Annotated in this window: 19 protein-coding genes and 2 pseudogenes; 10 read left to right on the forward strand and 11 right to left on the reverse strand. The window is 69.0% G+C overall.

Features of this window, described 5'->3' with window-relative positions:
- The 5 genes and pseudogenes from AB0O34_RS24875 to AB0O34_RS24895 form a co-directional block, all read right to left on the reverse strand.
- Window positions 1–275: pseudogene (locus AB0O34_RS24875) on the reverse strand (hypothetical protein); the annotation flags it as partial.
- Between the two features lie 139 nt (window positions 276–414).
- Window positions 415–1,632 carry a cytochrome P450 gene (locus AB0O34_RS24880; RefSeq protein WP_363919152.1) on the reverse strand — a complete coding sequence of 406 codons (1,218 nt, stop codon included), beginning with the start codon at window positions 1,630–1,632 and terminating at the stop codon, window positions 415–417.
- Between the two features lie 31 nt (window positions 1,633–1,663).
- A complete protein-coding gene (locus tag AB0O34_RS24885; protein WP_363919154.1) occupies window positions 1,664–3,034 on the reverse strand; it encodes an FAD-dependent oxidoreductase in 1,371 nt (456 codons plus the stop codon).
- Window positions 3,024–3,233, reverse strand: coding sequence for a ferredoxin (locus tag AB0O34_RS24890; protein WP_363919156.1), 210 nt, complete (start codon window positions 3,231–3,233; stop codon window positions 3,024–3,026). Before AB0O34_RS24890 ends, AB0O34_RS24885 begins: the two co-directional genes overlap by 11 nt.
- A gap of 202 nt (window positions 3,234–3,435) precedes the next feature.
- Entirely contained in the window at window positions 3,436–3,879 is a 444-nt protein-coding gene (locus tag AB0O34_RS24895; protein WP_363919208.1) for a recombinase family protein, read from the reverse strand.
- 560 nt (window positions 3,880–4,439) lie between these two features.
- Between AB0O34_RS24895 and AB0O34_RS24900 the strand changes: the two genes are divergently transcribed.
- Together AB0O34_RS24900 and AB0O34_RS24905 are read left to right on the forward strand one after the other, a co-directional pair.
- Window positions 4,440–5,384: an ATP-binding cassette domain-containing protein gene (locus AB0O34_RS24900; RefSeq protein ID WP_363919210.1), complete on the forward strand. Its 945-nt coding sequence runs from the start codon at window positions 4,440–4,442 to the stop codon at window positions 5,382–5,384.
- A complete protein-coding gene (locus AB0O34_RS24905) occupies window positions 5,381–6,142 on the forward strand; it encodes an ABC transporter permease (protein WP_363919158.1) in 762 nt (253 codons plus the stop codon). The genes AB0O34_RS24900 and AB0O34_RS24905 overlap by 4 nt, the downstream gene beginning before the upstream one ends.
- Here AB0O34_RS24905 and AB0O34_RS24910 read toward each other — a convergent pair.
- Window positions 6,126–9,257: a BTAD domain-containing putative transcriptional regulator gene (locus tag AB0O34_RS24910; protein WP_363919160.1), complete on the reverse strand. Its 3,132-nt coding sequence runs from the start codon at window positions 9,255–9,257 to the stop codon at window positions 6,126–6,128. The genes AB0O34_RS24905 and AB0O34_RS24910 overlap by 17 nt on opposite strands.
- A 397-nt stretch (window positions 9,258–9,654) precedes the next feature.
- Here AB0O34_RS24910 and AB0O34_RS24915 point away from each other — a divergent pair, with 397 nt between their 5' ends.
- Window positions 9,655–10,860, forward strand: coding sequence for a cytochrome P450 (locus AB0O34_RS24915; RefSeq protein WP_363919162.1), 1,206 nt, complete (start codon window positions 9,655–9,657; stop codon window positions 10,858–10,860).
- Between the two features lie 105 nt (window positions 10,861–10,965).
- Here AB0O34_RS24915 and AB0O34_RS24920 read toward each other — a convergent pair whose 3' ends face one another.
- On the reverse strand, window positions 10,966–11,460 hold the full coding sequence (locus tag AB0O34_RS24920; RefSeq protein ID WP_363919164.1) for a DUF664 domain-containing protein: 495 nt from the start codon (window positions 11,458–11,460) through the stop codon (window positions 10,966–10,968).
- A 114-nt stretch (window positions 11,461–11,574) separates the two neighbouring features.
- Between AB0O34_RS24920 and AB0O34_RS24925 the strand changes: the two genes are divergently transcribed.
- Together AB0O34_RS24925 and AB0O34_RS24930 are read left to right on the forward strand one after the other, a co-directional pair.
- Window positions 11,575–11,934: a cytochrome P450 gene (locus AB0O34_RS24925; protein ID WP_363919166.1), complete on the forward strand. Its 360-nt coding sequence runs from the start codon at window positions 11,575–11,577 to the stop codon at window positions 11,932–11,934.
- Window positions 11,935–12,091: 157 nt separating this feature from the next.
- Entirely contained in the window at window positions 12,092–14,758 is a 2,667-nt protein-coding gene (locus AB0O34_RS24930; RefSeq protein ID WP_363919168.1) for a BTAD domain-containing putative transcriptional regulator, read from the forward strand.
- Window positions 14,759–15,093: 335 nt separating this feature from the next.
- Here the strand turns inward: AB0O34_RS24930 and AB0O34_RS24935 are convergent.
- A pseudogene (locus AB0O34_RS24935) lies at window positions 15,094–15,282 on the reverse strand (sigma-70 family RNA polymerase sigma factor); the annotation flags it as partial.
- A 331-nt stretch (window positions 15,283–15,613) separates the two neighbouring features.
- Here AB0O34_RS24935 and AB0O34_RS24940 point away from each other — a divergent pair.
- A complete protein-coding gene (locus AB0O34_RS24940) occupies window positions 15,614–16,318 on the forward strand; it encodes a hypothetical protein (RefSeq protein ID WP_363919170.1) in 705 nt (234 codons plus the stop codon).
- 263 nt (window positions 16,319–16,581) lie between these two features.
- Here the strand turns inward: AB0O34_RS24940 and AB0O34_RS24945 are convergent, their stop codons facing one another.
- Complete coding sequence (locus tag AB0O34_RS24945; RefSeq protein ID WP_363919172.1) at window positions 16,582–16,926, reverse strand: hypothetical protein; 345 nt, start codon at window positions 16,924–16,926, stop codon at window positions 16,582–16,584.
- Window positions 16,927–17,025: 99 nt separating this feature from the next.
- Here AB0O34_RS24945 and AB0O34_RS24950 point away from each other — a divergent pair, with 99 nt between their 5' ends.
- The 3 genes from AB0O34_RS24950 to AB0O34_RS24960 all read left to right on the forward strand — a co-directional run bounded on the left by AB0O34_RS24950 (window position 17,026) and on the right by AB0O34_RS24960 (window position 19,822).
- A complete protein-coding gene (locus AB0O34_RS24950; RefSeq protein WP_363919174.1) occupies window positions 17,026–17,322 on the forward strand; it encodes a hypothetical protein in 297 nt (98 codons plus the stop codon).
- An 80-nt stretch (window positions 17,323–17,402) separates the two neighbouring features.
- Window positions 17,403–18,137, forward strand: a complete 735-nt coding sequence (locus tag AB0O34_RS24955; protein ID WP_363919176.1) for a haloacid dehalogenase type II — start codon at window positions 17,403–17,405, stop codon at window positions 18,135–18,137.
- 260 nt (window positions 18,138–18,397) lie between these two features.
- Entirely contained in the window at window positions 18,398–19,822 is a 1,425-nt protein-coding gene (locus tag AB0O34_RS24960; RefSeq protein ID WP_363919178.1) for an Ig-like domain-containing protein, read from the forward strand.
- Window positions 19,823–20,228: 406 nt separating this feature from the next.
- On the opposite strand, the gene AB0O34_RS24965 is transcribed toward AB0O34_RS24960, so the two are convergent.
- Together AB0O34_RS24965 and AB0O34_RS24970 are read right to left on the reverse strand one after the other, a co-directional pair.
- Window positions 20,229–20,690: a VOC family protein gene (locus AB0O34_RS24965; RefSeq protein WP_363919180.1), complete on the reverse strand. Its 462-nt coding sequence runs from the start codon at window positions 20,688–20,690 to the stop codon at window positions 20,229–20,231.
- Window positions 20,687–21,274, reverse strand: coding sequence for a DinB family protein (locus tag AB0O34_RS24970; protein WP_363919182.1), 588 nt, complete (start codon window positions 21,272–21,274; stop codon window positions 20,687–20,689). The genes AB0O34_RS24965 and AB0O34_RS24970 overlap by 4 nt, the downstream gene beginning before the upstream one ends.
- Before the next feature lie 60 nt (window positions 21,275–21,334).
- On the opposite strand from AB0O34_RS24970, the gene AB0O34_RS24975 reads away from it, so the two are divergent.
- Window positions 21,335–22,333 (forward strand): YafY family protein, encoded by a 999-nt coding sequence (locus AB0O34_RS24975; RefSeq protein ID WP_363919184.1) that lies wholly within the window; start codon window positions 21,335–21,337, stop codon window positions 22,331–22,333.
- Window positions 22,334–22,408: the final 75 nt, after the last annotated feature.

Consider the following 22,408-nt stretch of genomic DNA (forward strand, 5'->3'; position numbering starts at 1 on the left):
GACTCCGTGCTCTTTTTCGGCTTACCCGTCGAAGCGGCCAGTGTCCCGTTCTCCTGCTGCTTTCGCCAGTGCTCGATGTGGGAGTGATACAGCTTTTCCTTGCGCATCAGCGCGCCACGCTCGGGGCTGCCCTCGGGCAGTGCGTCATAGGCCGCCAAGATCCGCGCCTTGTAGGCGGCGGTGAAGGTCCGGCGCACCGGCCGGCGCACCCGATCGTCGGTCACCAGACCATCCTGCCCCCTCATGGCGGCCTGGTCTGCGAGGGTCATCGTCACTGTCTCGATCGTCCTGTCTAGCCCTGTTTCACATCATGAGGACTCATTCGTCCCATGTCTCACAAGAGTCTGACAGAGAGGGAGTCGCAGCAAGTCAGACGCTATTTCGCGCCTCAGCCGCATGGCTCTCGCACGTATGTCAGGTGGCTTCATGCACCTCGATCGGGAGGTGGCGGGGGCCGCGCAGCATGGCGTTGTGCCGGTAGGGCGGCGGGTCCTGGATCAGGGTCGCAGTGCCGAGGCGGGGGATCAGCGCGCCCAGTGCGATCTGGGCTTCGAGCCGGGCCAGCGGACCGCCGTAGCACAGATGGATGCCGCCGCCGAAGCCGAGGTGCTGGTTGTCCGAGCGAGTGGGATCGAACCGGTCGGGCTCGTGGAACCGTTTCGGGTCGCGATTACCTGAGGCGAGTACGAGCACCAGCGTCGCCCCTTTGGGCAGGGTGAAGCCCGCGATGTCGATGTCGGCGAGCGGGACCCGCTCGCGCATGTGCACCGGAGGCTCGTAGCGCAGCAGTTCCTCCACCGCGCCGGGCAGCAGTCCGGGATCCTTGCGCAGCCGGTCGAGCTGGTCGGGGTGACGCAGCAGGGTGAGCACCCCGTTGGTGATCAGGTTGACAGTGGTCTCGTGTCCGGCGATGAGCAGCAGGACGGCGGTCTCCGCCAGTTCCTCGCGGGTGAGCCGCATGGCCGGGTCCGGCTCGTTGACGAAGGCGGACAGCATGTCGTCACTCGGGTTGCCGCGTCGCTGCTCGGCGAGGTCCACCAAGTACCGGCCCATGTCGGCCCGCGCCTGTCGGCCGGCTCGATCCCGCTCGGTGGTGTCATTCTCGGTGCTGACATCGGCGGAGGCGACGATCGCGTCGGACCATTCCCGAAACCGCGGCTCATCCTCGCGCGGGACACCGAGCAGCCGGCAGATGACCGTGACGGGCAGCGGGTAGGCGAAGTCGTCGACGATGTCGATCCGGGTGCGGTCACCCAGCATGTCGATCAGTTCTTCGGTGAGTTCGGTGATCTGTCCGCGCATGGCATCGATGCGGCCAGGGCTGTGCGGGGGGCCGAACGGTCGCATGGCCAGGGTGCGCAGCCTGTGGTGTTCGGGGTCGTCGAGCCGCAAGAAGGGGAGCTGCGGCTCCTCGGTGGACGGATCAGGGGCCGGAGCCGGGCGGCTGCGGGGATCGGCACTGATCCGCGGGTCGTGGAGCAGGGCGTTGATCTCGTGGTAGGTGCCGACCAGGTAGCTGCCGTCTGCCTGCCGCACCACGGGACCGGCTTCGCGGAGTTCCGCGTACAGGGGGTAGGGGTTGGGGCGTCTGGCGTAGTCGGTGATTCGTTTCAGCAGGGTGTCGGTGGTCATGGTCTCGGCTCCTCGTGGACGGGCGGAAGGTTCAGCCAGGCCGCACCATGGTCAACCGACGGTCCGGCAGGTGACCGGTGAGTGCGACAAGGGGGCCGTGGGAAAGCCCCTTCGGGTCCGGCACATCGGAGGGAAGTGGCAGCTCGGCGGCGAGCATACGGTCCGCCGCGCCGGGCGCGGGTGGGAACGGGGCAGCGGTCTCGATCAGGTGCTGGTAATACTCGAGCGACTTGGCCATGTTGACGGTGACCGCGGCGGTGACCCGACCCCGGTAGCCGTACACCACCGCCAGTCGGCGCGCCTCCAGCGAGCCCTGCGCAAGGACGATCTGGTCGGAGAAGGTGGGGACGCCCACCGACTTGATGTTGAGCCCGAACTGGCTTGACCAGAACGTCGGCAGCGCGAGATGTGGACGCCGCAGCGGCCCTGGATTGACCATGTTGTGGGCCGCCACTTCGGCCTGTGCGACCGCGTTGCCCCAATGCTCCAAGGAGAGCATCTGGTATTCGAACAGCGGATGAGGGAAGCGGGAGACGTCGCCGGCGACGAAGACGTCGTCGGTGACGATCCCGTACATGTCGAAGGCCCGGCATCCGGCGTCGCAGGCGATCCCGCGCGGGCCCGCCGCCAGCCCGGGGTCCGTCAGCCATTCCACGTTGCGGACCGCACCCAACGCCACGACACATATGTCCGCGGCGACGTGGCTGCCATCGGACAAGTCCGCACCGACGAAACGGCCGTTGCCGTCCCCGCGCAGGGCGGTGACCGTCACCCCGCAGCGCAGGTCCACCCCGTGCGCCTGCTGCATGCCGGCGGCGAGCTTCGCCAACGTGCCACCGAGCGCGCCCACCAAAGGTGCGGGGCCGCGTTCGATGACCGTGACCTCCAGGCCCCGTTCCCGGCAGGCCGAGGCGATCTCCGAGCCGGTGAAGCCACCGCCGATCACCAGCACCCTCTGCGGCCCGGCGGCCAGCCGCTCGGCCAGCCGTCCGGCGTCATCGCAGGTGCGCAGGGTGAACACCCCGTCCAGGGCGGCCTCCTCCGGGTTGGGCCAGGGCCGCGCCCGGGTCCCGGTGGCGATCAGCAGCCGGTCGAAGGGAAGCGAGTCACCGTCGGCCAGCATCACACGCTTGCCGAGGGGATCCAGGCCAGTGGCAGGCACTCCGAGCCGCCAGTGGGCCTCGGGGTTTCGGCGCATCGGCAGCTGAGTGGCGTCTGCCACCGCTTGGCCGAGGAGGACCTGCTTGGACAGCGGCGGCCTGTCGTAGGGCGGGTAGAGCTCGTCTCCCACCACGGTCAGAGAGCCGGTGAAGCCCTCCTCACGCAGCGTCTCAGCGGCCCGCAGCCCCGCCAGCGACGCACCGACGATGACGATCCTGCCCTCTCGCAGGTCATCGGCCACCGGGGCTCACCGCCTCGCCGAGGAGGATGGCCTGGACCGGGCACGCCACCGCGGCCTGGCGTACGCGCTCCAGCTGGTCGTCGGGGACGGCCGGCGCGTACAGCAGCGCCTCCTCCCCGTGCAGGTGGAACACCCTTGGCGCGAGAAACACGCACTGCGCGTAGCCCTGGCAGCGGGTGAGGTCCACAACGATGCGCATCCCACCATTCCCTCCGTCACCTCACCCTTGTTCCTGTCCAGAGCAGCAGCAAAGGGAATCGGACAGTCGGGGATGTATCTGATAATTGCCTAGCAGGCGGCACTGGACGACTCATTGTCCGCGCGCACATGTCGTTCTATGTGCACGTCCTCAAGTTCAGACCAGTCGGCCTTGGTCGCCGGTGTCGCGTCATCGGATTGGCCTACGGCCATCTGAGCCCGAAGATCGAGATCAGCTCTGCATCCTCACCGGGCTTCTGTCCGCCGGTGCGGCCCCGGGCGCGGGCGGCCTCCAGGCCGTCCACCGTGCGTTCGGACAACAGGGCGTGCTCGAATTCGGCGACCGCGCCCAGGATCTGGAAGAACATGCGGCCCACCGCCGTGGAGGTGTCGATGCCCTGGTCGAGCACGACCAGGTCGACGCCCTCGGCCTCCAGCCGCTTGGACAACTCGATGAGGTTCTCCAGGGAGCGGCCGAGCCGGTCGAGCTTGGTCACCACGAGCTGGTCGCCAGCGCGGGCGACCAGGAGGGCTTTGTCGAGTTCGGGGCGGCGGGCGAGCTTTCCTGGGTAGTGCGTGACGTAGGCGCGTACGCGGGAAGCTTTACAGTCGCGACCTGTGGCGACGTTATGTTGATCTTTGTGTATCGCGAACGATCGTTACCGGACGCACCGAGCACACGCAGGGAGGGATCAAGCTGGCGAGACTGATTGCCGGCTACTTTGCCTCTCGCCGGAGCTTCGGGAGCACCGGGCCTACGACACCGATTCGCGCCTGTGACCTACCTTCGCTGGCTGTGGCACGTTTCGCTCGTATTCCGGTCCTACCCCTTCTACCCGCGTCCCGGCTTGATCTGCGTTCCCGTGGGAGGCGATGCCACGTTCGACTACGCACCAGTCTGGCGCACCGACCGGCTCAGAACCATCGCGGAGGCCTTTCTCCGCCACATCACGCCGCTGACGGGTAGCTGAGCGACGGGCCGGCCGCTTGTCAGACTCCCACGGCAGTAGGCGACACCTGATCACGCGAGGGCGCCGCGGCTGCCGCGCTGCCCATCTCGTGGCGGTAGTTCCGCTGCCGGGTGCCGCCCAGGTACGGCGGGGCGGCGGAGGTCCCGGTGGCCATCCGGTCTGATGCGGTGTCGTGTCAGCGGGCGCGTCAGCACGGCAACGGCCCGGCATCAGAGCGGTCGGCGATGGTGGACGCCATGAACGGTTCAGCGATCGCGGCCACTGGGCTGCGAAAGGCATACAAAGACAAGATCGTGCTCGACGGCATCGACCTGGATGTCCGGACCGGCACGGTCTTCGCCCTGCTCGGGCCCAACGGCGCTGGGAAGACCACGACGGTGAACGTGTTGACCACGCTGCTGACTCCCGACGCCGGGAAGGTGGTCGTCGCCGGGCACGACGTGGCCACGGAAACCAAGGCGGTGCGCGCGGCGATCGGGGTCACCGGGCAGTTCGCTTCGGTGGACGACCTGCTCACCGGTGAGGAGAACCTGCTGATGATGGCGGATCTGCTGCACCTGCCCAAGGCGGAGGGCAAACGAATCACCGACCGGTTGCTCGACCGGTTCGACCTGGTCGAAGCGGCGAGCAAACTGGCGGCGTCCTACTCCGGCGGCATGCGTCGCAAACTGGACCTCGCCATGACGCTGGCCGGCAAACCGCAGATCATTTTCCTGGACGAGCCCACGACGGGACTCGATCCGCGCAGCCGCCGCACCATGTGGGAGATCATCCGGGAACTGGTCGCCGACGGTACGACCATCTTCCTCACCACCCAGTATCTCGAGGAGGCCGACGAACTCGCCAACCGTATCGCCGTACTCGATCAGGGCCGGCTGGTCGCCGAGGGCACCGCCGATGAGCTCAAGCGCCGGGTTCCCGGCAGCCATGTCCGGCTACGGTTCACGGATCGGCGCGAACTCGACGTCGCGGCACGGGTCCTGCACGAGTCCACAAGGGACGACGAAGAGTTGGCCTTGCGTGTTCCCGGCGATGGCGCGGTGAGGTCATTGCGCGCGCTGCTCGATCGGCTCGACGCGCATTCCGTAGAAGTCGAGGAATTGTCGGTGCATACACCGGACCTGGATGACGTCTTCCTCGCCCTTACCGGTAGCGGGAACAAGGAGGTCAGTGCACGATGAATGTCATCTCGGCTTCCCTGGCGGATTCCGCGACCATGTTGCGGCGTAATTTGCGGCACGCGACGAGGAATCCGCTGGCACTGTTCAACGCCGTGATCATGCCGATCATTCTGATGTTCATGTTCGTCTATGTGCTCGGCGACGCGTTCAACGTCGGCGTCAACTATGCCGATTACGCGACGCCAGGGTTGATCATGACGACCATCTGCTACGGGATCAGCCCCGCCGCCATCGCGGTGAATTCCGATATGACGACCGGATTCATCAACCGGCTTCGCGTCATGCATGTGTCCCGGGCCGCGGTGCTGAACGCGCACGTGATCACGACCATGCTACGGAGCATGGTGGCCATCGTGCTCATCGTCGGGGTCGCGTTGCTGATGGGCTTCCGGCCGTCGGCGAGTTTCACGCAGTGGCTCGGCGTGATCGGCATCGTCGCCCTGGCGGTAGTGGCGATCGGCTGGCTGACCGTAGCGTTCGGCCTCGCGGCGAAGTCGCCGGAAAGCGCGGGAATCGCCGCTGTCCCGCTGATGCTCCTGCCCTTCTTGAGCAGCGCATTCGTGCCGGCCGACAAGATGGGGGCGGGTGCGCGGCAATTCGCCGAGTACCAGCCGTTCACCTCGATCATCGAAACCCTGCGCGGGTTGCTGACCGGCGCGCCGTCGGCGAGCTCGACCATCACGGCGATCGCCTGGTGTGTGGGGCTCGCGTTGATCGGCTACCTGTGGGCCCGCGCGACGTTCACGAAGCGAGCGTGATCTCGGCCAGCTCACGCCAATCCCTCCCCCGGCCGGCACGGGTCGCCTCGGTGAACACGGTTTCACCGAGGTGATTTCGCGTGTCCGTGGCGATCCTGGAAGCGTCCGGCTGCGAACGATCCGGCGTACCGCGCACGCCGTCGCTTGCCGCGAGCACTCGCACGGCCTGCTCGTACTGTCCCTGGCGCAGCGCGAGATCCGCGATCCCGATCAACACCTCGGCGATCAGCGGTGGATACGTCGTCTCCGCAGCCGCGCGGAACGCCTCGGTCCGATGCGCGCGGGCCTCCTCGAGATCCTCAGTGAGGTAGCCGTACAGGTCCATGGCCTTGGCGCGGGCCATGTCGCTCAGTTCCTCGCTGCCCGCCATCGCCCGCACCGTTGCCAGGTGCTGGTGTGCCTTGTCCGGCTCGCCGCGCCAGCGCGCCAGCTGCGCCTCCGAAAGCGCCAGCTCGGCAAGCGTGTCCGGCCAGGTGATCCCGTCCGCGCACCGCTGGGCTTCCGCCATGGCGGACGTGCTGGATCGCTCATCGCCGAGCAGCCAGTACAGCTGAGCCTGCCGCGCCCGCAGGCCGACCACGTCCTCGGTCGCGCCTACCTCGGTCAGCGCCGCGACCGCCTCTTCGTAGTGCGCACACGCGCGTGCGAACTCGCCGCGCATGGCGAGCCGATCGGCCAGGAAGGTCAGCGCCAACGAGATCCCCCACCGGTCACCCAGCGTGCGGTACTCGGAAAGGGCGATTTCGATGTCGATGTCCACGTCGGTCTCATCGCCGTCGAGCGTAAGCCGCAATCGGCCACGAGTGAGCCTGGCCTGGGCGCGCACCCATGGATCGTCGTCGGCGATGAGCGGCTCGAACGCGGGCAGGAACTCCGACGGCTCCTGCAGCATCCGCTCCAGCGGCCCGACGAACCCGAGCAGCGGGTTACGATACCCGCTGCGCTGGATGAACCGGTGCGCCTCGTGGATCCACTCCCGCGCCTGATACTGATCGCGGCCGGGCCCGGAGGTGACGAACACTGTCACAAGGGTGTACGCCATCGCCCGTACCTCGTCGGACACCTCACCGTCCAGCGAGGCCGCCGCGATGCTCAACTCGGTGCCCTCGGCCCTGTGCCCACTGAGGAACCAGTACCAGCCCACGGCCGCGACCAGCCGCATCGCCTCTTGGGCCCATCCCTCGGCGATCGCCCCGCGCAGGGCCGCACTGATGTTGTCGTGCTCGGCCTCGAGCCTGGACAGCCATTCCAGCTGCTCGGCCCGGCGCAGGTGCGGCTCGGCCGTCTCGGCCAGCTCGGTGACGTAGGCAAGGTGAGCCCGGCGCGCCCGACCGGTTTCCCCGGCTTCGGCGAGCCGGTGCGCCGCGTACTCCCTGATGGTGTCGAGCATCCGGTAGCGCGGCGTGCCCTCGCCGTCGGCGAGCAGCAGCGACTTCTCGATCAACGCCGTCAGCACGTCGAGCACCTGCTCCCCGGCGAACGCCTCGTCCCCGCACACCCGTTCGGCCGCTTCCAGGCTGGCCCCGCCGGAGAACACCGAGAGCCGCCGCAGCACGCCACGTTCGGCCTCGGTCAACAGGTCCCAGCTCCAGTCCACGACCGCGCGCAGCGTCTTGTGCCGGGGAAGCGCCGTACGGCTGCCGCTGGTCAGCAGACGGAATCGGTCATCGAGCCGACGTGCCAGCTGATCGATGGACATGGTGCGCAGCCGTGCCGCGGCCAGTTCGATCGCCAGCGGCACCCCGTCGAGCGCCCGGCAGATCCGCGCCATGGCCGACAAGGTGTGCGCGTCGGAGCCGATGTCCTTGCGCACCAAAGCCGCGCGGTCTCGCAGCAGCCGCACCGCGGCCGAGGACCCGACCTCGGAGGGGTCCGCTCCCTTGGCCGGCAGCGTGAGTGGCTCGACCTGCCACAGCACCTCCCCGGTGATACCGAGCGGTTCCCTGCTCGTGGCCAGAATCCGCAGCCGCCGGCACTCCCCCAAAAGCCGATCAGTGAAACCCGCGGCCGCCTCGATCACGTGCTCGCAGTTGTCCAGGATCAGCAAGATCGCGCGCTCCCTGACCGCGGCGATGAGCCGATCCATCGGTTCCCCACCTCGCCCACCGCCGAGCAATGCCTGGTCACGCAGGCCGATCGCGGTAAGGGCGGCCTGCGCCAGCTCACCGCCTGTCCGCAGCGAGGCCAATTCGACCAGCCACGCCCCATCCGGCAGCTCGGCGAGCATCGTCCGCGCGGTCTCCGTGGCCAGCCTCGTCTTGCCGGAGCCACCCGCCCCCGTCAAGGTGACCAGTCGGTGCTTGACGGCGAGACCGGCGACCGCGGAGATGTCGTCGTCCTTGCCGACGAAACTCGTCAGCTCGGCGCGCAGGTTCGTCCTGCGGTTCTCCGCCCGCTCGCCCAGCTCGCCACGCAGCAACGCGGTGTGCAGCGCGGAGAGCTCGGCCGATGGGTCGGCGCCCAACTCCTCAGCGAGCAGCTCGCGCGTCCGCTGGTAAACGGTCAGCGCCTCGGTCTCACGCCCCGCCTCGGCGAGCGCTCGCATCAAGGCCGCCACGAACCCCTCCCGCAGCGGATACGTGGCGACCAGCTCGGTCAGCTCGGAGACCAACTCCGAGCCACGGCCGAGGCGAATATCCGCATCCACCCGATCCCCGAGCGCGGCAGCGTAGAGTTCGTCCAGACGCGCGACCGCAGCGTCGAACGCGTCGCTGCCACGCAGTGCGATGTCCGCCATGGCCGTACCGCGCCACAACGCCAAGGCCGAGCGCAGCAGATCCGCCCGCGCCGCGACCTCGACGGCACGGGCCTGACCAACCAGCTGCTCGAACCGGCACACGTCCACGGCATCAGGAGCCACGGCCAGCCGGTACCCGCCGGACTCCGCCTCGATCACACCGTCCGGCAACACCCTGCGCAGTCTGGACACCAACGCCTGCAAGGCATTCACTTCGTCCGCGGGCGGCCGTTGGCCCCAGATCCAGTCCACCAGCCTCGCGCGCGTGACGCTCCGGCCAGGTTCGAGGGCGAGTGCGGCCAGCAGCGCGCGCAGCCGAATGCCGGGAACCTCCACCACGGCGCCATCGCGGTTCCGGACCTCGAACGGCCCGAGCAACTCAACTCGCACATCAGTCATTGTGCCGAACCGTGGCGACGTCCCGAGCCGGTCGCTGGGCAGGTCGACTTCGGCCTCGGCACGGTAGAGCTCTCCTTGGCGATCACGACGCCGACCATGGGGGTGTCGACGGTGCCGGGGGCAGACTGCGCTGATGCGGATGTCGCGCGGGGCGTATTCGAGGACGCCGAGTATCCAGCACGTTCGCCTGACCGGCGAGCTGCGGTGTCGTGTCAGCGCCGCGTCAGCACGGCAACGGCCCGGTATCAGAGCGGTCGGCGAGGGTGGATGCCGTGAGCGATCGCGGCCTCGGGGCTGCGAAAGGGGTGAATGCGACGCACCTTTCGAGCTGCGAAAACACGTGCTATCGCGATTTGAACCTAGGCCGATGAGAGGAATGACCATGGAACACACCGTCACCACGCTGCCGACCGCGCGTCAGCCCGGCTGTCCCTTTGACCCGCCCAAGGAGCTGATCCAGGCCCGCGAGCACGGCCCGATCAGCCGCTACCCCTTCCCTGACGGGCACCAGGGCTGGCTGATCACCGGTTACGACCTGGTCCGGTCGGTCCTGGCGGATTCGCGGTTCAGCTCGCGCAAGGAGCTCATGCTCCACCACCCGTCCTTCGACATGACCGGCATCGAGGTCCCTCCGGCACCGCCCGGGGAGTTCCTCCTCATGGACGAGCCACAGCACGGGCGCTATCGCAAACCGCTGGTGGGCAAGTTCACCGTACGGCGGATGCGACTGCTCAGCGAGCGCGTCGAGCAGATCACCGCCGACCACCTGGACGCCATGGAGAAGGCCGGGCCGCCGACGGACCTGGTGACCGCGTTCGCCAAGCCCATCCCCGCCATCATCATCTGTGAGCTGCTGGGGGTGCCGTACCAGGACCGGGGCTCCTTCCAGGAGCAGGTCGACTCGTTCCTCGGCGGGGAGACAAGCGACGAGGAGCTGATAGCGGCCTACACCGCGACCCAGAACTACCTCGCGGAGCTGGTGGCCGCCAAACGCGCGAACCCCACCGACGACGTGCTCAGCGACCTCACCGACAGCGACCTCACCGACGAGGAGCTGAGGGGTGTCGCCCTGATCCTGCTGGCGGCCGGGCTCGACACCACCGCGAACATGCTGGCGCTGGGCACCTTCGCCCTGCTGCGCAACCCGGCGCAGCTGGCCGCGCTGCGCGCCGATCCCGCGCTCACCGACCGGGCCGTGGAGGAGCTGCTGCGGTATCTGAGCGTGGCCAAGACGTTCATGAGGACGGCGCTGGAGGACGTCGAGTTGGGCGGCCAGACCATCAAGGCCGGTACGACGGTCATCCTGTCGTACAACACCGCCAACCGCGACCCCGAGCGCTTCGCCGATCCCCACGTGCTCGACCTCCGCAGGCAGGACGGCGGGCACCTGGCCTTCGGCCACGGCATCCACCAGTGCCTGGGTCAGCAGCTGGCCCGCGTCGAGATGCGGGTCGCGTTCCCCGCGCTGGTCAACCGCTTCCCCACGCTGCGCCTGGCGGTACCGGCTGAAGAGGTCGGCCTGCGCCCGGAGACCGCGGACATCTACGGGGTGAAGAGCCTCCCGGTCACCTGGGACATGTGACCGCGTGCCAGTGACGGATGAGCCGCAGCCGGCAAGGGCTTGTCACTGGCCTATGCGTCCGTCGATCCGCTCGCGCAACAAGTCGACGTGACCCAGGTGGCGGGCTTACTCCCAGACCATTCCGACCAGCACCTCGCGCAGCGACATCGCCCCTCCACCGCTGCCATGCAGATTCAAGGGATCGTCGGCGGTGATGTCGAGACTGGGCGCCTCGGCCACGAACCGCGTGGCGAAGTCCACCTCCGCATGCCATGCGTCCCACGCCTCCGCGACCACCTGGGGGTCGGGAACAGCGCCATCGAAATCACCGTCACGGTCGGTATCGGAGCAGAACAGCCGGGGCACGTCCTGTCCCGCCATCAGCACCCGGAACGTCGCACGCTCCACCTCGGCCAGGTGTCGCACGATACCCAGGAGCGACATCGTCGACGGTTCGACGGAACGCCGCGCCATAGCCTCCGCATCGAGACCTGAGCACTTCATCTCCAACGTGAGGCGTGCACAGCGCAGGGATTCGGCCAGCGTGGTGCGCTCGTCGCCCAACGTCGGTCCGGTCTCACGCGGGTCGTCGTCAGACGGCTTGCCGTCCGCGGTGAACATGTCGGCTCGTCGTGTCGTGGCCATGGCCGCAATCATCGGCGATGCGCGTGGCGGCCGACAAGCGGTTAACGACCCCCTGCGTTCATGGTCAACGGGTTCGGGTGCGCCGTACTCGTGATCACTGAGGGTGACTCCACCACCTTGCGCGGAAAGGCTCACTCACCGCGTGCGACCTCTTGTCGCACATACATCGGCGTCGGCAGCGCCGCGGACATCGGCGAGGCGGCCATCGCGGTGGCCGCCGACATCTCCGACGAGCTGGACATCAACCGTGACGCCCGCCGTCACGTGGCCTTCGGGTTCGGGGTGCACCAGTGCCTGGGCCAATCCCTGGCCCGCCTGGAGCTACAGGTCGTCTACAGCACTCTCTACCGGCGCATCCCCACCCTGCGCCTGGCGACCGGCCTGGACCAGATCCCGTTCAAGCACGACGGCCAGGTCTACGGCGTCTACGAACTCCCCGTCACCTGGTAATCCCGAGCACATCAAGAGGATCGCATGAAGATAACCATCGACCAGGACAAATGCGTCGCCTCCGGCCAGTGCGTGTCGCGCGCCGCGCGCTGCGCCCGACCATGCCCCGCGCGTCCACGGGTACGATTGGCCCGGCCGATGATCGCGAGGATTTGCCGTGGAATTCCGGATTATGGGGGCATTAGAGGTACGTGACGGCGCCGAGGACCACACGCCGACCGTGCCGAAGCACCGTGATCTGCTGGCGCTGTTCCTGCTCAACGCGCGCAGACCGCTCACCGCCGGGCGGTTGCGGCAGCTGCTGTGGCCACGAGAGGACGGCGACAGGTCCGACTCCCTGATCCGCGGCTACATCGGCCGGCTGCGGCAGCTCCTGGGCAAGGACGTCATCACCACCGTGTCGGGCACCTACACCCTTGCCATCGAGGACCACCAGGTCGATGTCGGCCGCTTCCGACGGCTCGTACACGAGGGCCTGACCGGCCGCGACGTCGGGAAGCTGCGGGAGGCGCTCAGCTTGTGGCGCGGCCCCGTCCTGGCCGACGTCGATCCCGACGCGCAACGCTGGATCGAGACGCGGCGGCTGCGCGAGGAGCTGGAAGAGCTCCGCCTGCTCGCCCTGGAACGCCGGATCGGCCTCGATCTGGAGGCGGGCCACCACCGCATGCTGCTGGCCGAGCTGCGGATGCTCGTGGCGCAGCACCCGCTGTGGCAGAGCTTACGAGCCCTGTACATGCTGGCGCTGTACCGCAGCGGGCGGCGCGTGGACGCGCTCGCCGCCTATACCGCGCTGCGCGACCACCTCGACGACGGGCACGCCATCGAACCCGATCCCGATCTGCAATTGCTCTACCACCGCATGCTGCACGACGACGTCATGCTGCACGTCTCCGCCGGTCCGCCGGTACTGCTGCCGTGCGACGTCGCCCACTTCACCGGACGGGCCCACCTGCTCGACCAGCTTATCTCCGGCCTGGTCGTCGTGCACGGCCAGGCCGGCGTGGGCAAGTCGGCCCTCGCCGTGCACGCCGCCTGGCTGCATCGCGACCGCTTCCCCGACGGCATCCTCTACGCCGACCTGCGCGAGTCGACAAGGCCGGCCGCGATCCTGGAGGACTTCCTGCGCTGGCTCGGCTGCCCCGCCCAGGCCGTCCCCGCGGGCTTCGACCAGAGGCAGAAGCTCCTTCGCACCTACACCGCCAACCGCCGCATGCTCGTGCTGCTCGACAACGCCGCCGACGAGTCCCAGGTGCGGCCGCTGCTCACCTCCTGCCCGACCGTCGTCACGAGCAGGTCCGCGCTCGGCGGGCTCACCGGCGCGGCACGGGTGCCGCTCGGCATGCTCGACGACGACGAGGCGTGCGTCCTGCTCGTCAAGCTGATCGGGAAGGAGCGCGCGGACGACGAGGGGGTGCGCAAGGTGGTGCGCTTCTGTGGCGGCCTGCCGATCGCCCTGCGAGTCGCCGGCTCCCGCCTCGCCGCGAGGCCCGGCTGGACCCCCGGCTACCTGGCCGGCCTGCTGGAGGACGAGTCCAGGCGGCTGGACCGGCTCCATTCGGGCGACCAGACGGTCAGAAGCGTGTACGCGATCGGCTACGACGGGCTGTCACGGGAGACCAGGCGTTTGCTGCGCCTGCTCGGAACGCTGTCCGCCCCGGACGTGGCCGACTGGGCCGTCCAGATCTTCGGCGACCAGGCGGACGCCCTCCTCGACGCCGGGCTGCTGGAGGCGCACACCGTGGACGTGGCCGGCCAGGTCCGCTACCGGCTGCACGATCTGACCCGGCTCTTCGCCCGCGAACGGCTGATGGAGGAGGACGGCGTGCAGGTCGTGCGCGCCGCGCTCGCGAAGCTCCAGGCCCTCGCCGTCGCCCGGTTGCAGACGTCGAGGTTCACCCTCGTCTCCAGCGCCCCCTCCCCGGGGAACTTCGCCACGCGGGACATCAAGGAGTCGGTGGAGTGGCTGGCCGCCGAGCGGGCCTTCCTGGTCTGCCTGGTCGACGACCTGCACGGGGTCGTGCTGGACGACGGCGCGTGGCGGCTCGCGCACCTGCTGGTGCCCTTCCTGGAACGGTGGAGGTTCCTTGACGACTGGCACCAGGTCTGCGAGACGGGCCTGAAGGCGGCCCGCCGTACCGGCGACGTCCGCGCCGAGGCGCTCATCCTTCGCGACAAGGGCGACCTGCACCGGGCCGAACGCCGGTGGGACGAGGCCCTGGACCTGCTCACGCGGGCGCTGGACATGCTCCGGCGAGAGGGCCGCAGCCGCGACGTGGCGCACACCCAGCGCAGGCTCGGCCAGGTGCTCCTGGATCAAGGCCGCCTCGGTGAGGCCGAGCGCACTCTCACCGAGTGCCTGCACGCCCTGGGCGGCAGCGCCAGTGGCACCGCGGAGGCGCTGCAGGCGCTCGGCACGGTGCTCCACAGGGCCCGGCGTCCGGAGGAGGCGGCCGACCGGCTCGCCGTCGCGGCCGAGCACTTCGCCGGTCTCGGGGATCGGCACCGCCACACCGACACCCTGCTGGAGCTCGCCTCGGTACGGCTGGCGCAGGGCCGGGTGCCCCAGGCCAGGGAGTGCGCGGAGAAGGCGAGGGGCATCGCCGTACGGCTGGGCGACCGGCTGCTCGACGCGCGCGCCCTGCTCGCACTCGCCTGGGTGAACCATGCGGAGGGGGCGGGCGGCCTGGCCCGCGAGATGGCCGAGGAGGCACTGAAGGCCTTCGACTCCGTCGGTGACGAGCAAGGCCGCGAGGCGGCGCTCGTCCTGCTCTCCTCCCGCCCAGGCGACGGCCCGTCGGCGTTCGGTCGCCAGGGCGGGCGCTAGCGGCCGAACGCCGGCCGGAGCGATCAGAGTGCGCGGGTGGCCGCGGTGGGGCGTGGGTGGATGCCGCCCGGGAAGCCGATCGTCATAGTGCCGCCCTCCCGTATCGCGCGTGGACGGCGGCGCCGGCCGGCTCCGCTGACAGGCACTGCAGGTACGCGGGCGGGCCGGCGGCGGGGAACAGCCGTTCGCCGGTGCTGAGGATCGTGGGGAAGGTCAGGAGCGGTACTCGTCGACCAGGTCCTCGGCCATGAGCGCGCGCACGACGCTCAGGCTGCCCATGATGATCACGTCGCGCCGAGCTGTGCGGCGACCTCGGCGGCGCTGAACTTCCAGCGCGTCAGGCACGCGTTGGTCGCGATCCGGTACAGCCAGGTCCGTACGGACGCCCGTGTGCGGTCGTACCGGTCGCGGGCCTTCCACGCCCGCAGCATCGTCTCCTGCACCAGGTCCTCGGCCTCGTGGAACGAGCCCAGCATCCGGTAGCAGTACGCCACCAGCTCACCCCGGTACGGCTCGAAGTCCACACGCCCATCATCGCGGACGCGCTCGGTGCCGGCCTCCTTGAAACCCGTACTCCGAGCACGATCGACGACCCGCTCAGGAAGTGTTCCCCACGACCCATGCAGCCGAAGCACACGCGGCCGACGCGCGAGGACCCCGGCAAGGGAAGATCGCCCTCACTGCTCACGACGATCACCCGTAGGCGGACCGGTCGAGCCGGTTCGAAGACCGGACGTGACCCCACTGATGTCCTCGCGACTATTGACCCGAAAGTCCTCATGTTCCAGGGTGGCGGTGCCGGGGGGCCGGACATTGACGGGGTGACGCGTGGAGTCGTATCACGAAGGCATTGTGGTGCGCGAGCCTTATCGGCTCGCGGGATTATGGGGGCGGGTGGTGCTGCTCGTCGTGCTCGTCTGGGGTGGCCTGGTCACGGCGTTCAGCGTGGATCCGCCGAACCGCTCCGTCGAGGAGTTCCGGGCCTCCCTACGGGCAGGCGAGGTGATCTACGTCATCGCAACCGAGTCCGGTCAGCATGTGTCCGAGCTTCGCTGGTCGTCGGGTCCGCTGTTCTGGTACCGCGTGGCACCGCTCACGTTCTGCCAGGGGCTGCCGAAGTGCGACTACGAGAGCAAGGAGCTGTACCACGACGTGGACGCGGCGGGCGCGAGGCTGGTCGTCCAGCAGCCGAGGGCCCAGCGCGGGAACGGGATCTTCTCCGAATGGCCCTTCCACGTCCCTGTCCCTCATGGGGGCTGGCTGGTGGCGGCCGCGTGGTTCGTCTCGCTGCTCAGCATGCTCGGTACGGCACGGCCGCGCCTCGGCAACCGGTGGGCATGGTTCTGGCTGTTCACGGTGGGAGAGGCCGGGGCCATCGTGTTCTTGCTGCTCGAGCCTCGGCCCGTCTGGCAAGGGCTCGATCCCGAGGTTCCCATGCGCCGCCGGATGGGCGGCGGGCAGGGATGCCTCGTCTCCATCGGCCTCGGCATCGCCTCCGGCGCCGCCCTGCTGGCGGTCTCGTGGCTGACCAACGTGCTCACGGGGATGACGACAGGCTGAGGGCTGCGGCCGGTACCACGCGGCGGTGATGGCGAGGACCACAAAAACGGTCACGCCTATGCGCGCGGCGATCAGCCGTACGTTTCGCCGATGGGGATCGCATACCTCAGCCCCTGGCCTGGGCCTCTACCCTCACCGTCTTTGGGCTCGCGAACTGGTCAAGCGCCGGTTGAGATCTGCCCGCTGGGGATCACGTCAAGGAGCCGACCCCACCCGGGATACGTCGCGACCTTCTTCAGATGCATCGCCGGCAACGAGGCCCCTTACGGCCGTCTGGCCACCCACACGGTCCGTGTGGTGCGGACGGTGAGGTCGTCGCGCCGCAGGAGGCCGTCGTTCCCGTCGCCGGGGAGGATGTCGAGCGCGTCCAGCTCGTCGGCGTTCACCAGGCCGTCGAGGTGGGCGCGCAGACGCCGCAGGATCACGTGGGCGTAGCGACCGGTGGCCGCAGGGAGCGGCCGTCGCAGATCGATGACGAAGGGCCGCTTCGCCTCAAGGATGAAGCGTCCCGCGGTTAGCGTGCCATTACGGCACCCCTCGGGGGAGCCGGTCCCCGACCGGCTTGCGGCCGGAACGACGAACCTCCGGCTCTGTCTGGAGACGTACAAGTTTCCGCAGATCAAGGGCGTGGCACCGGCAAACGGGACAGGCGTGCTGTGATCCTTCGAACTGCGATCCGCGTTGCACATCGACCAAGGGGGCTTGCGATGAGCGATCACACGCCGACACCGGAAACGGTGACCGAACATCCCGACCAGATCCCCGGCTACACCTACGGCACCGACGAGGCCGCCACCTCGCCCCTGACCCTCCAGGACCTGCAGCGGCTGAAGGACACGGTATGGCTCACCCCGGACGACGAGCAGGCCTTGCGCCAGGCCGCCGAAATCCTCACCGACCAGGCCGATGACATGGTCACGGCGTGGCGTGCGCGGCTCGGCGACCTGCCATGGATGCGCCCGTACTCCAACCATCGCCCCTACGTCGACCCCGCCGGCTGGTGAAGCAGGGCGCTGGTCAGAAGATCGGGGCCGAACGCCTCCTCGACGACACGGGAAACGGGGACGAACCGATGACAGACACCATGGCGACACCCGCAACCGCGCGAACCCCGGCCGAATGGGTCGGCGGGGAGCCCTCGGTACTCGTGTTCGACGTGAACGAGACGCTGATCGACTTCGAGTCGATGAGCCCTCTCTTTGAGAAGATCTTCGGTGACAGGCGCGTCATGCGCGAATGGCTCGGTCACCTGATCATGTACTCGATGAGCATCACCCTGTCCGGCCTGTACGAGGGCTTCTTCACCCTCGGCCAAGGGCTGCTCAAGATGGTCGGCGACATCCACGGCGTGCGGGTCACCGATGCCGATGCCGAGGAGATCGGGCAGGCGATGCTGACCATGCCCGCGCATCCCGACGTGGAAGAGGGCCTGACCCGGCTGAAGGACGCGGGCTTCCGGATGGTGACGCTGACGAACTCACCGTCCAACCCGCATGGGCCGAGCCCGCTGGAGCACGCCGGACTGGCGCACTTCTTCGAACGGCAGTTCACCATCGAGACCGTCCGCGCCTACAAGCCCGCCCCGCAGGCCTACCATCTGGTGGCTCAGGACCTGCGCGTGCCGCCGTCCACGTGCTTCATGGTGGCGGCACATGTCTGGGACACCATGGGCGCACAGAGCGCCGGCTACACCGCGGGCCTGATCACCCGGCCGGGGAACGCTCCTCTGCCCGTCGAATCCCTGCCGCGGCCCAACCTCGTCGCACCGGACCTGCCGGGCCTGGCCGCTCAGCTCATCCAGCGCTGGCGGCCCTCATGACTGCGTCGCCACCGTCCACTGACTGTCCGGCTCACCGGCGACCACACCTCCACTCGCGGCATGCGTGGGACGAACGCGCGGAGCCCGTCGACCACGCGCCGACGTCACCCGCCAAGCCGTGACCTTGGAGTCTTACCTGCTGGTCCTCGACACAGAGATCACCTGCCCACCTGGCGTGACGGAGAGATCGCAGACAGTAATGTTCGCTGTGAAGTTGATCTACGAGAACATCCCTCACGACCGAGTGGGAGCTCAGGTTGATGTCACAACGATCCAGATCCGCGCTCACCGCGCTGGCCTGCGCCCTGTTGGCACTGCTGGCCGTACCGGGGACGCCGGTGGCGGCCGGTACCGGTGCGCAGGCCGCCGCCATTGTGGGGCAGGCCGTCACGCGAGCCGCCGCCACGCCCTGCGTCCGGCAGGGGCAGGCGACCTACCCCGTCAGCTACTACTGGAAGAACGCGTTCGGCGGAAGGCTGGGCAGCGGGTCGGTCTCGGTCGACACCTCCCCATCCCTGTGGGGCGGGCAGATCACACCCGGCGGCACCTTCACCCTCACGCTGGCGCACCGCACGGCCCAGTGGCCGCTGCTGGTCAGGAGCTACACCACCACGTGGGACCTGTCGTCACTGCTGGCCAACGCCGATATCGTCGGCCAGTCCGGAACCGGCGCCATCAGCGGCAACACCCTGTCGATCACCTCGCCGGGCACCAAGACCGACCCGTCCCCGAAGGTCATCACCTTCCAGGTCAGGCAAGGCACCATCGGCGCCAGCATGACCATCCGGCCGACCGGGATCAGCAGCGTCATCGCCGCCCCGGGCCAGCTCGGAGCCAACACACCCGCCCCCCCGATCCAGATCGTGGGCGGGCAGTCCATCTCGCCCACCAAAGCCGCCGACGACACCGCCACCACAAAGCAGGACACAGCTGTCAGCGTGCCCGTCCTGGCCAACGACACCGCGACCGCACCGACGATCGGCGGCGTCACCAAGCCCGGCAACGGCACCGCGACGATCTCCGGCGGCAACGTGATCTACACGCCTGCCCCGGGCTTCGCCGGCACCGACACCTTCACCTACACCGTCACCACCGCCTGCGGAACCAGCACCGCCACGGTGACCGTGGCCGTCACCTGTGCCTACACGCCGGTGAACCTGGTCAACGGCAGCTTCGAGGCGCCGCCCGTGGCCACGATCGACTGGTCCATCCCCGACGCCTCCACCAACCCGAGCGTCGGCTGGCACACCACCGCCACCGACAACAAGCTGGAGTTCTGGCCCAGCCAGGCCGGAGTCCCGGCAGCCGACGGCCGGCAGTTCGCCGAGCTCAACGCCAACCAGGTCTCCACGCTCTACCAGGACCTGCCCACCGTTCCGGGGACACCGATGACCTGGGCGCTGTCTCACCGAGGCCGCCTCGGGACCGACGTGATGCACGTGCTCATCGGCGCACCGGGCGCGACCATGGCTCAAGTTCCTTCCGGGGCCTCCTCGCCGGACATCTCCGACGGCAACACCGCCTGGGGCCGCTACACCGGCGTGTACGTCGTCCCTCCGGGACAGACCACCACACGATTCGCCTTCCAGTCGGTGTCGGCCGCGGGTGGCAGCCCAGCGTCCGGCAACTTCCTGGACGGCGTGGTATTCAGCACGCCGCCCTGCCCGCTCACGACCAAGAGCTGAAGGCGGACGGACCGCTGGGTGCGCACACCGCACACTGATCGACCGCTGACCCGCGAAAACTCAGGTCCTTGACCGTCACACCCAACACCGGCCGAGGACCGCGCGGACTGAAACGGGACAGACCCAAGTTCCTGTGCGGCAAGGCAGTCACCACAAGCCCTTGCCGCGCAGGTGCGTCCCTGTCAGGCAGACCCCTTGGGTGCCGGTACCTCCGGCCCGGTATTCCTACAGGGGCCTGAGGGACGCCGCGCACACCGTGCCGCTTCCGGGGGCCGTCACCGCCGCGTAGGTCACCTTGATCAGGTATGACGGTGACACGGGAACTGCTCGCCTTCACGAGCAGGACGGGGAACACGGCCTGCTCGTGAAGGGCGTGGCCGGGTTCCACGACCACAGCAGAGCTGCGTCAGTCCAGGCAGAACTCGTTGCCCTCGATGTCGGTCATCACGATGAAGCCGGCGCTCATCGGAGGAGCGGGCTCGTAGCGACGTACCCGCGTCGCTCCCAGCGCGACGAGCCGGTCGCATTCGACCTCCAGCGCCGCCATCCGTTCCTCTCCCCGCAGTCCGGGAGCCGCACGGACGTCGAGGTGGACGCGGTTCTTGGCGACCTTGTCCTCCGGCACCTGCTGGAAGAACAGCCGTGGGCCGTGCCCGTCGGGGTCCTCGATGGCCGATCTCGTGTTGCGCTGTTCCTCCGGTACGCCGACCCGCGCGAGGAAGTCGTCCCACGCGGCCAGCGGGTCGGCGTCCTCGGGCAGGTCGACTCCGGGCGGGCCGGGGTGGACGTAGCCCAGTACGTCGCGCCAGAAGGACGACAGCGCCCGCGGGTCGTGGGCGTCGAAGGTGATCTGGATGTGGCGGCTCATCGGGTTGCTCCGCTCGTAGCGGGTTCCGTGTGCAGGTAGAGGTCGCGCAGCAGGCAGACCTCGGACAGGTGGTGGATCAGCTCACGATGGATGTGCAGCACCAGATCGGCCATGGGCGCGTCGGGGAAGGGCTCCTTCGCGCCGACCGGGACCCGGAGCCCGGCGTCGCCGAGGCCGAGCACCCCGGCCAGCCAGACGTCGAGCTGGTCCTCGAGCTGGTCGAGCGCGGTGGCCGCGCTGCCGGCGTACTCCCAGGTCTCGTACGACGCCGCCGGCGCACCGAAGTGCGCCGCGTTGCGCGCGGCGAGCACGCCGACGATGAGGTGACCGAGTCGCCAGGCGATCGTGGTGAAGGCCGCGGGGACCGGCTCGGGGAAGGCGTAGTCCATCGTGAAGTCCCCGGCACCGACCTGCACGGGCGCCTTCGAGCTGCCGCGTGGCCGTACGCTCCAGGCGTCCGGCACCGGCGACCAGAAGTACTCGTCGTCGGTGAGGCCGTCGAGCCGGGCTCGGAGCTGATGGTTCCAGTGGAACTCACACTGCTCGCGCAGCGTCCGGTTCCAGTCGAGTTCGTCTGCATCCATGGAGCCACCCTGACACCTCTAGCGGACAGAGTCGGTCCGCTATCTGGCAGGGTGGGTGACATGGACGTGGCAAGCGGTGACGAGCGGGGTACGACGGAGCGGGTGCTCACCCTGCTCGGGCTGCTGCAGCAGCGCCAGGTCTGGACCGGCCCCGAGCTCGCCGACCGGCTCGGGGTCACGCCGCGCACGGTACGGCGTGATGTCGAGCGGCTGCGGACGCTCGGCTATCAGGTACATGCCAGCCAGGGTGTCGGCGGCGGCTACCAGCTCGGCCCGGGGCAGGACCTGCCGCCGCTGCTTCTCGACGACCAGGAGGCGATCGCCACCGTGGTCTCGCTACTCGCCGGCGCGGGTGGCGCGGTCCCCGGCGCCGGCGATGCCGCACTCCGGGCGCTGACCAAGCTGGACCGGGTGCTGCCCACCCGGCTGCGGCATGAGGTGCGCGCGCTCTCCGGCTCGGTGGAGTCCTTCGGCGGAGGCCGCACGCCGGTCGACCCCGAGGTGCTCATGACGCTGGCCAGAGCCTGCCGCGACGAGGTCGAGGCCGACTTCGACTACCCGTCCGGGAGCGAGATGCGACGGCGGCGGGTCGAGCCCTACCGCCTGGTCACCTCCGACCGGCGCTGGTACCTCCTCGCCTACGACCTCGATCGCGACGACTGGCGCAGCTTCCGCATCGACCGGATGACCGATGTGTCCGCACGGACCTGGCGCTTCCGCCCGCGCGCGGCGCCCGACGCGGCGACGCACGTGCAGGAGGGGGTGGCGAGTCGGGTCTACCCGCAGCAGGCGCGCTTCCTCGTGCACGCGTCGGCCGACACGGTGCGCGCGCAAATTCCGGCGGCGGCAGCCGTCGTACGACGGCGAGGGAGCGAGCTCTGCGAGGTGCTCAGTGGCGCCGGCAGCCTCGACTTCGTGGTCATGCACGTGCTCCTGCTGGGGCACGACTTCGAGGTACTCGACCCTCCCGAGCTCGGGAGGCGGTGTCGCGCGCTGGCGGAGAGACTGCTGTCGGCCGGTGCGACGATCTCCCCGGTGCCGGACATGGAGGACTCATGAGCGCGCTGCATCCGTAGGCCCACGGGAGATCCTCCTGGGCTGGCGGTTACCGCCGTACGCGGCGCGCCGCCGCTT

Origin of the sequence: Sphaerisporangium sp. NPDC088356 (genome assembly GCF_040685555.1) — a bacterium.
GTDB lineage: Bacteria > Actinomycetota > Actinomycetes > Streptosporangiales > Streptosporangiaceae > Sphaerisporangium.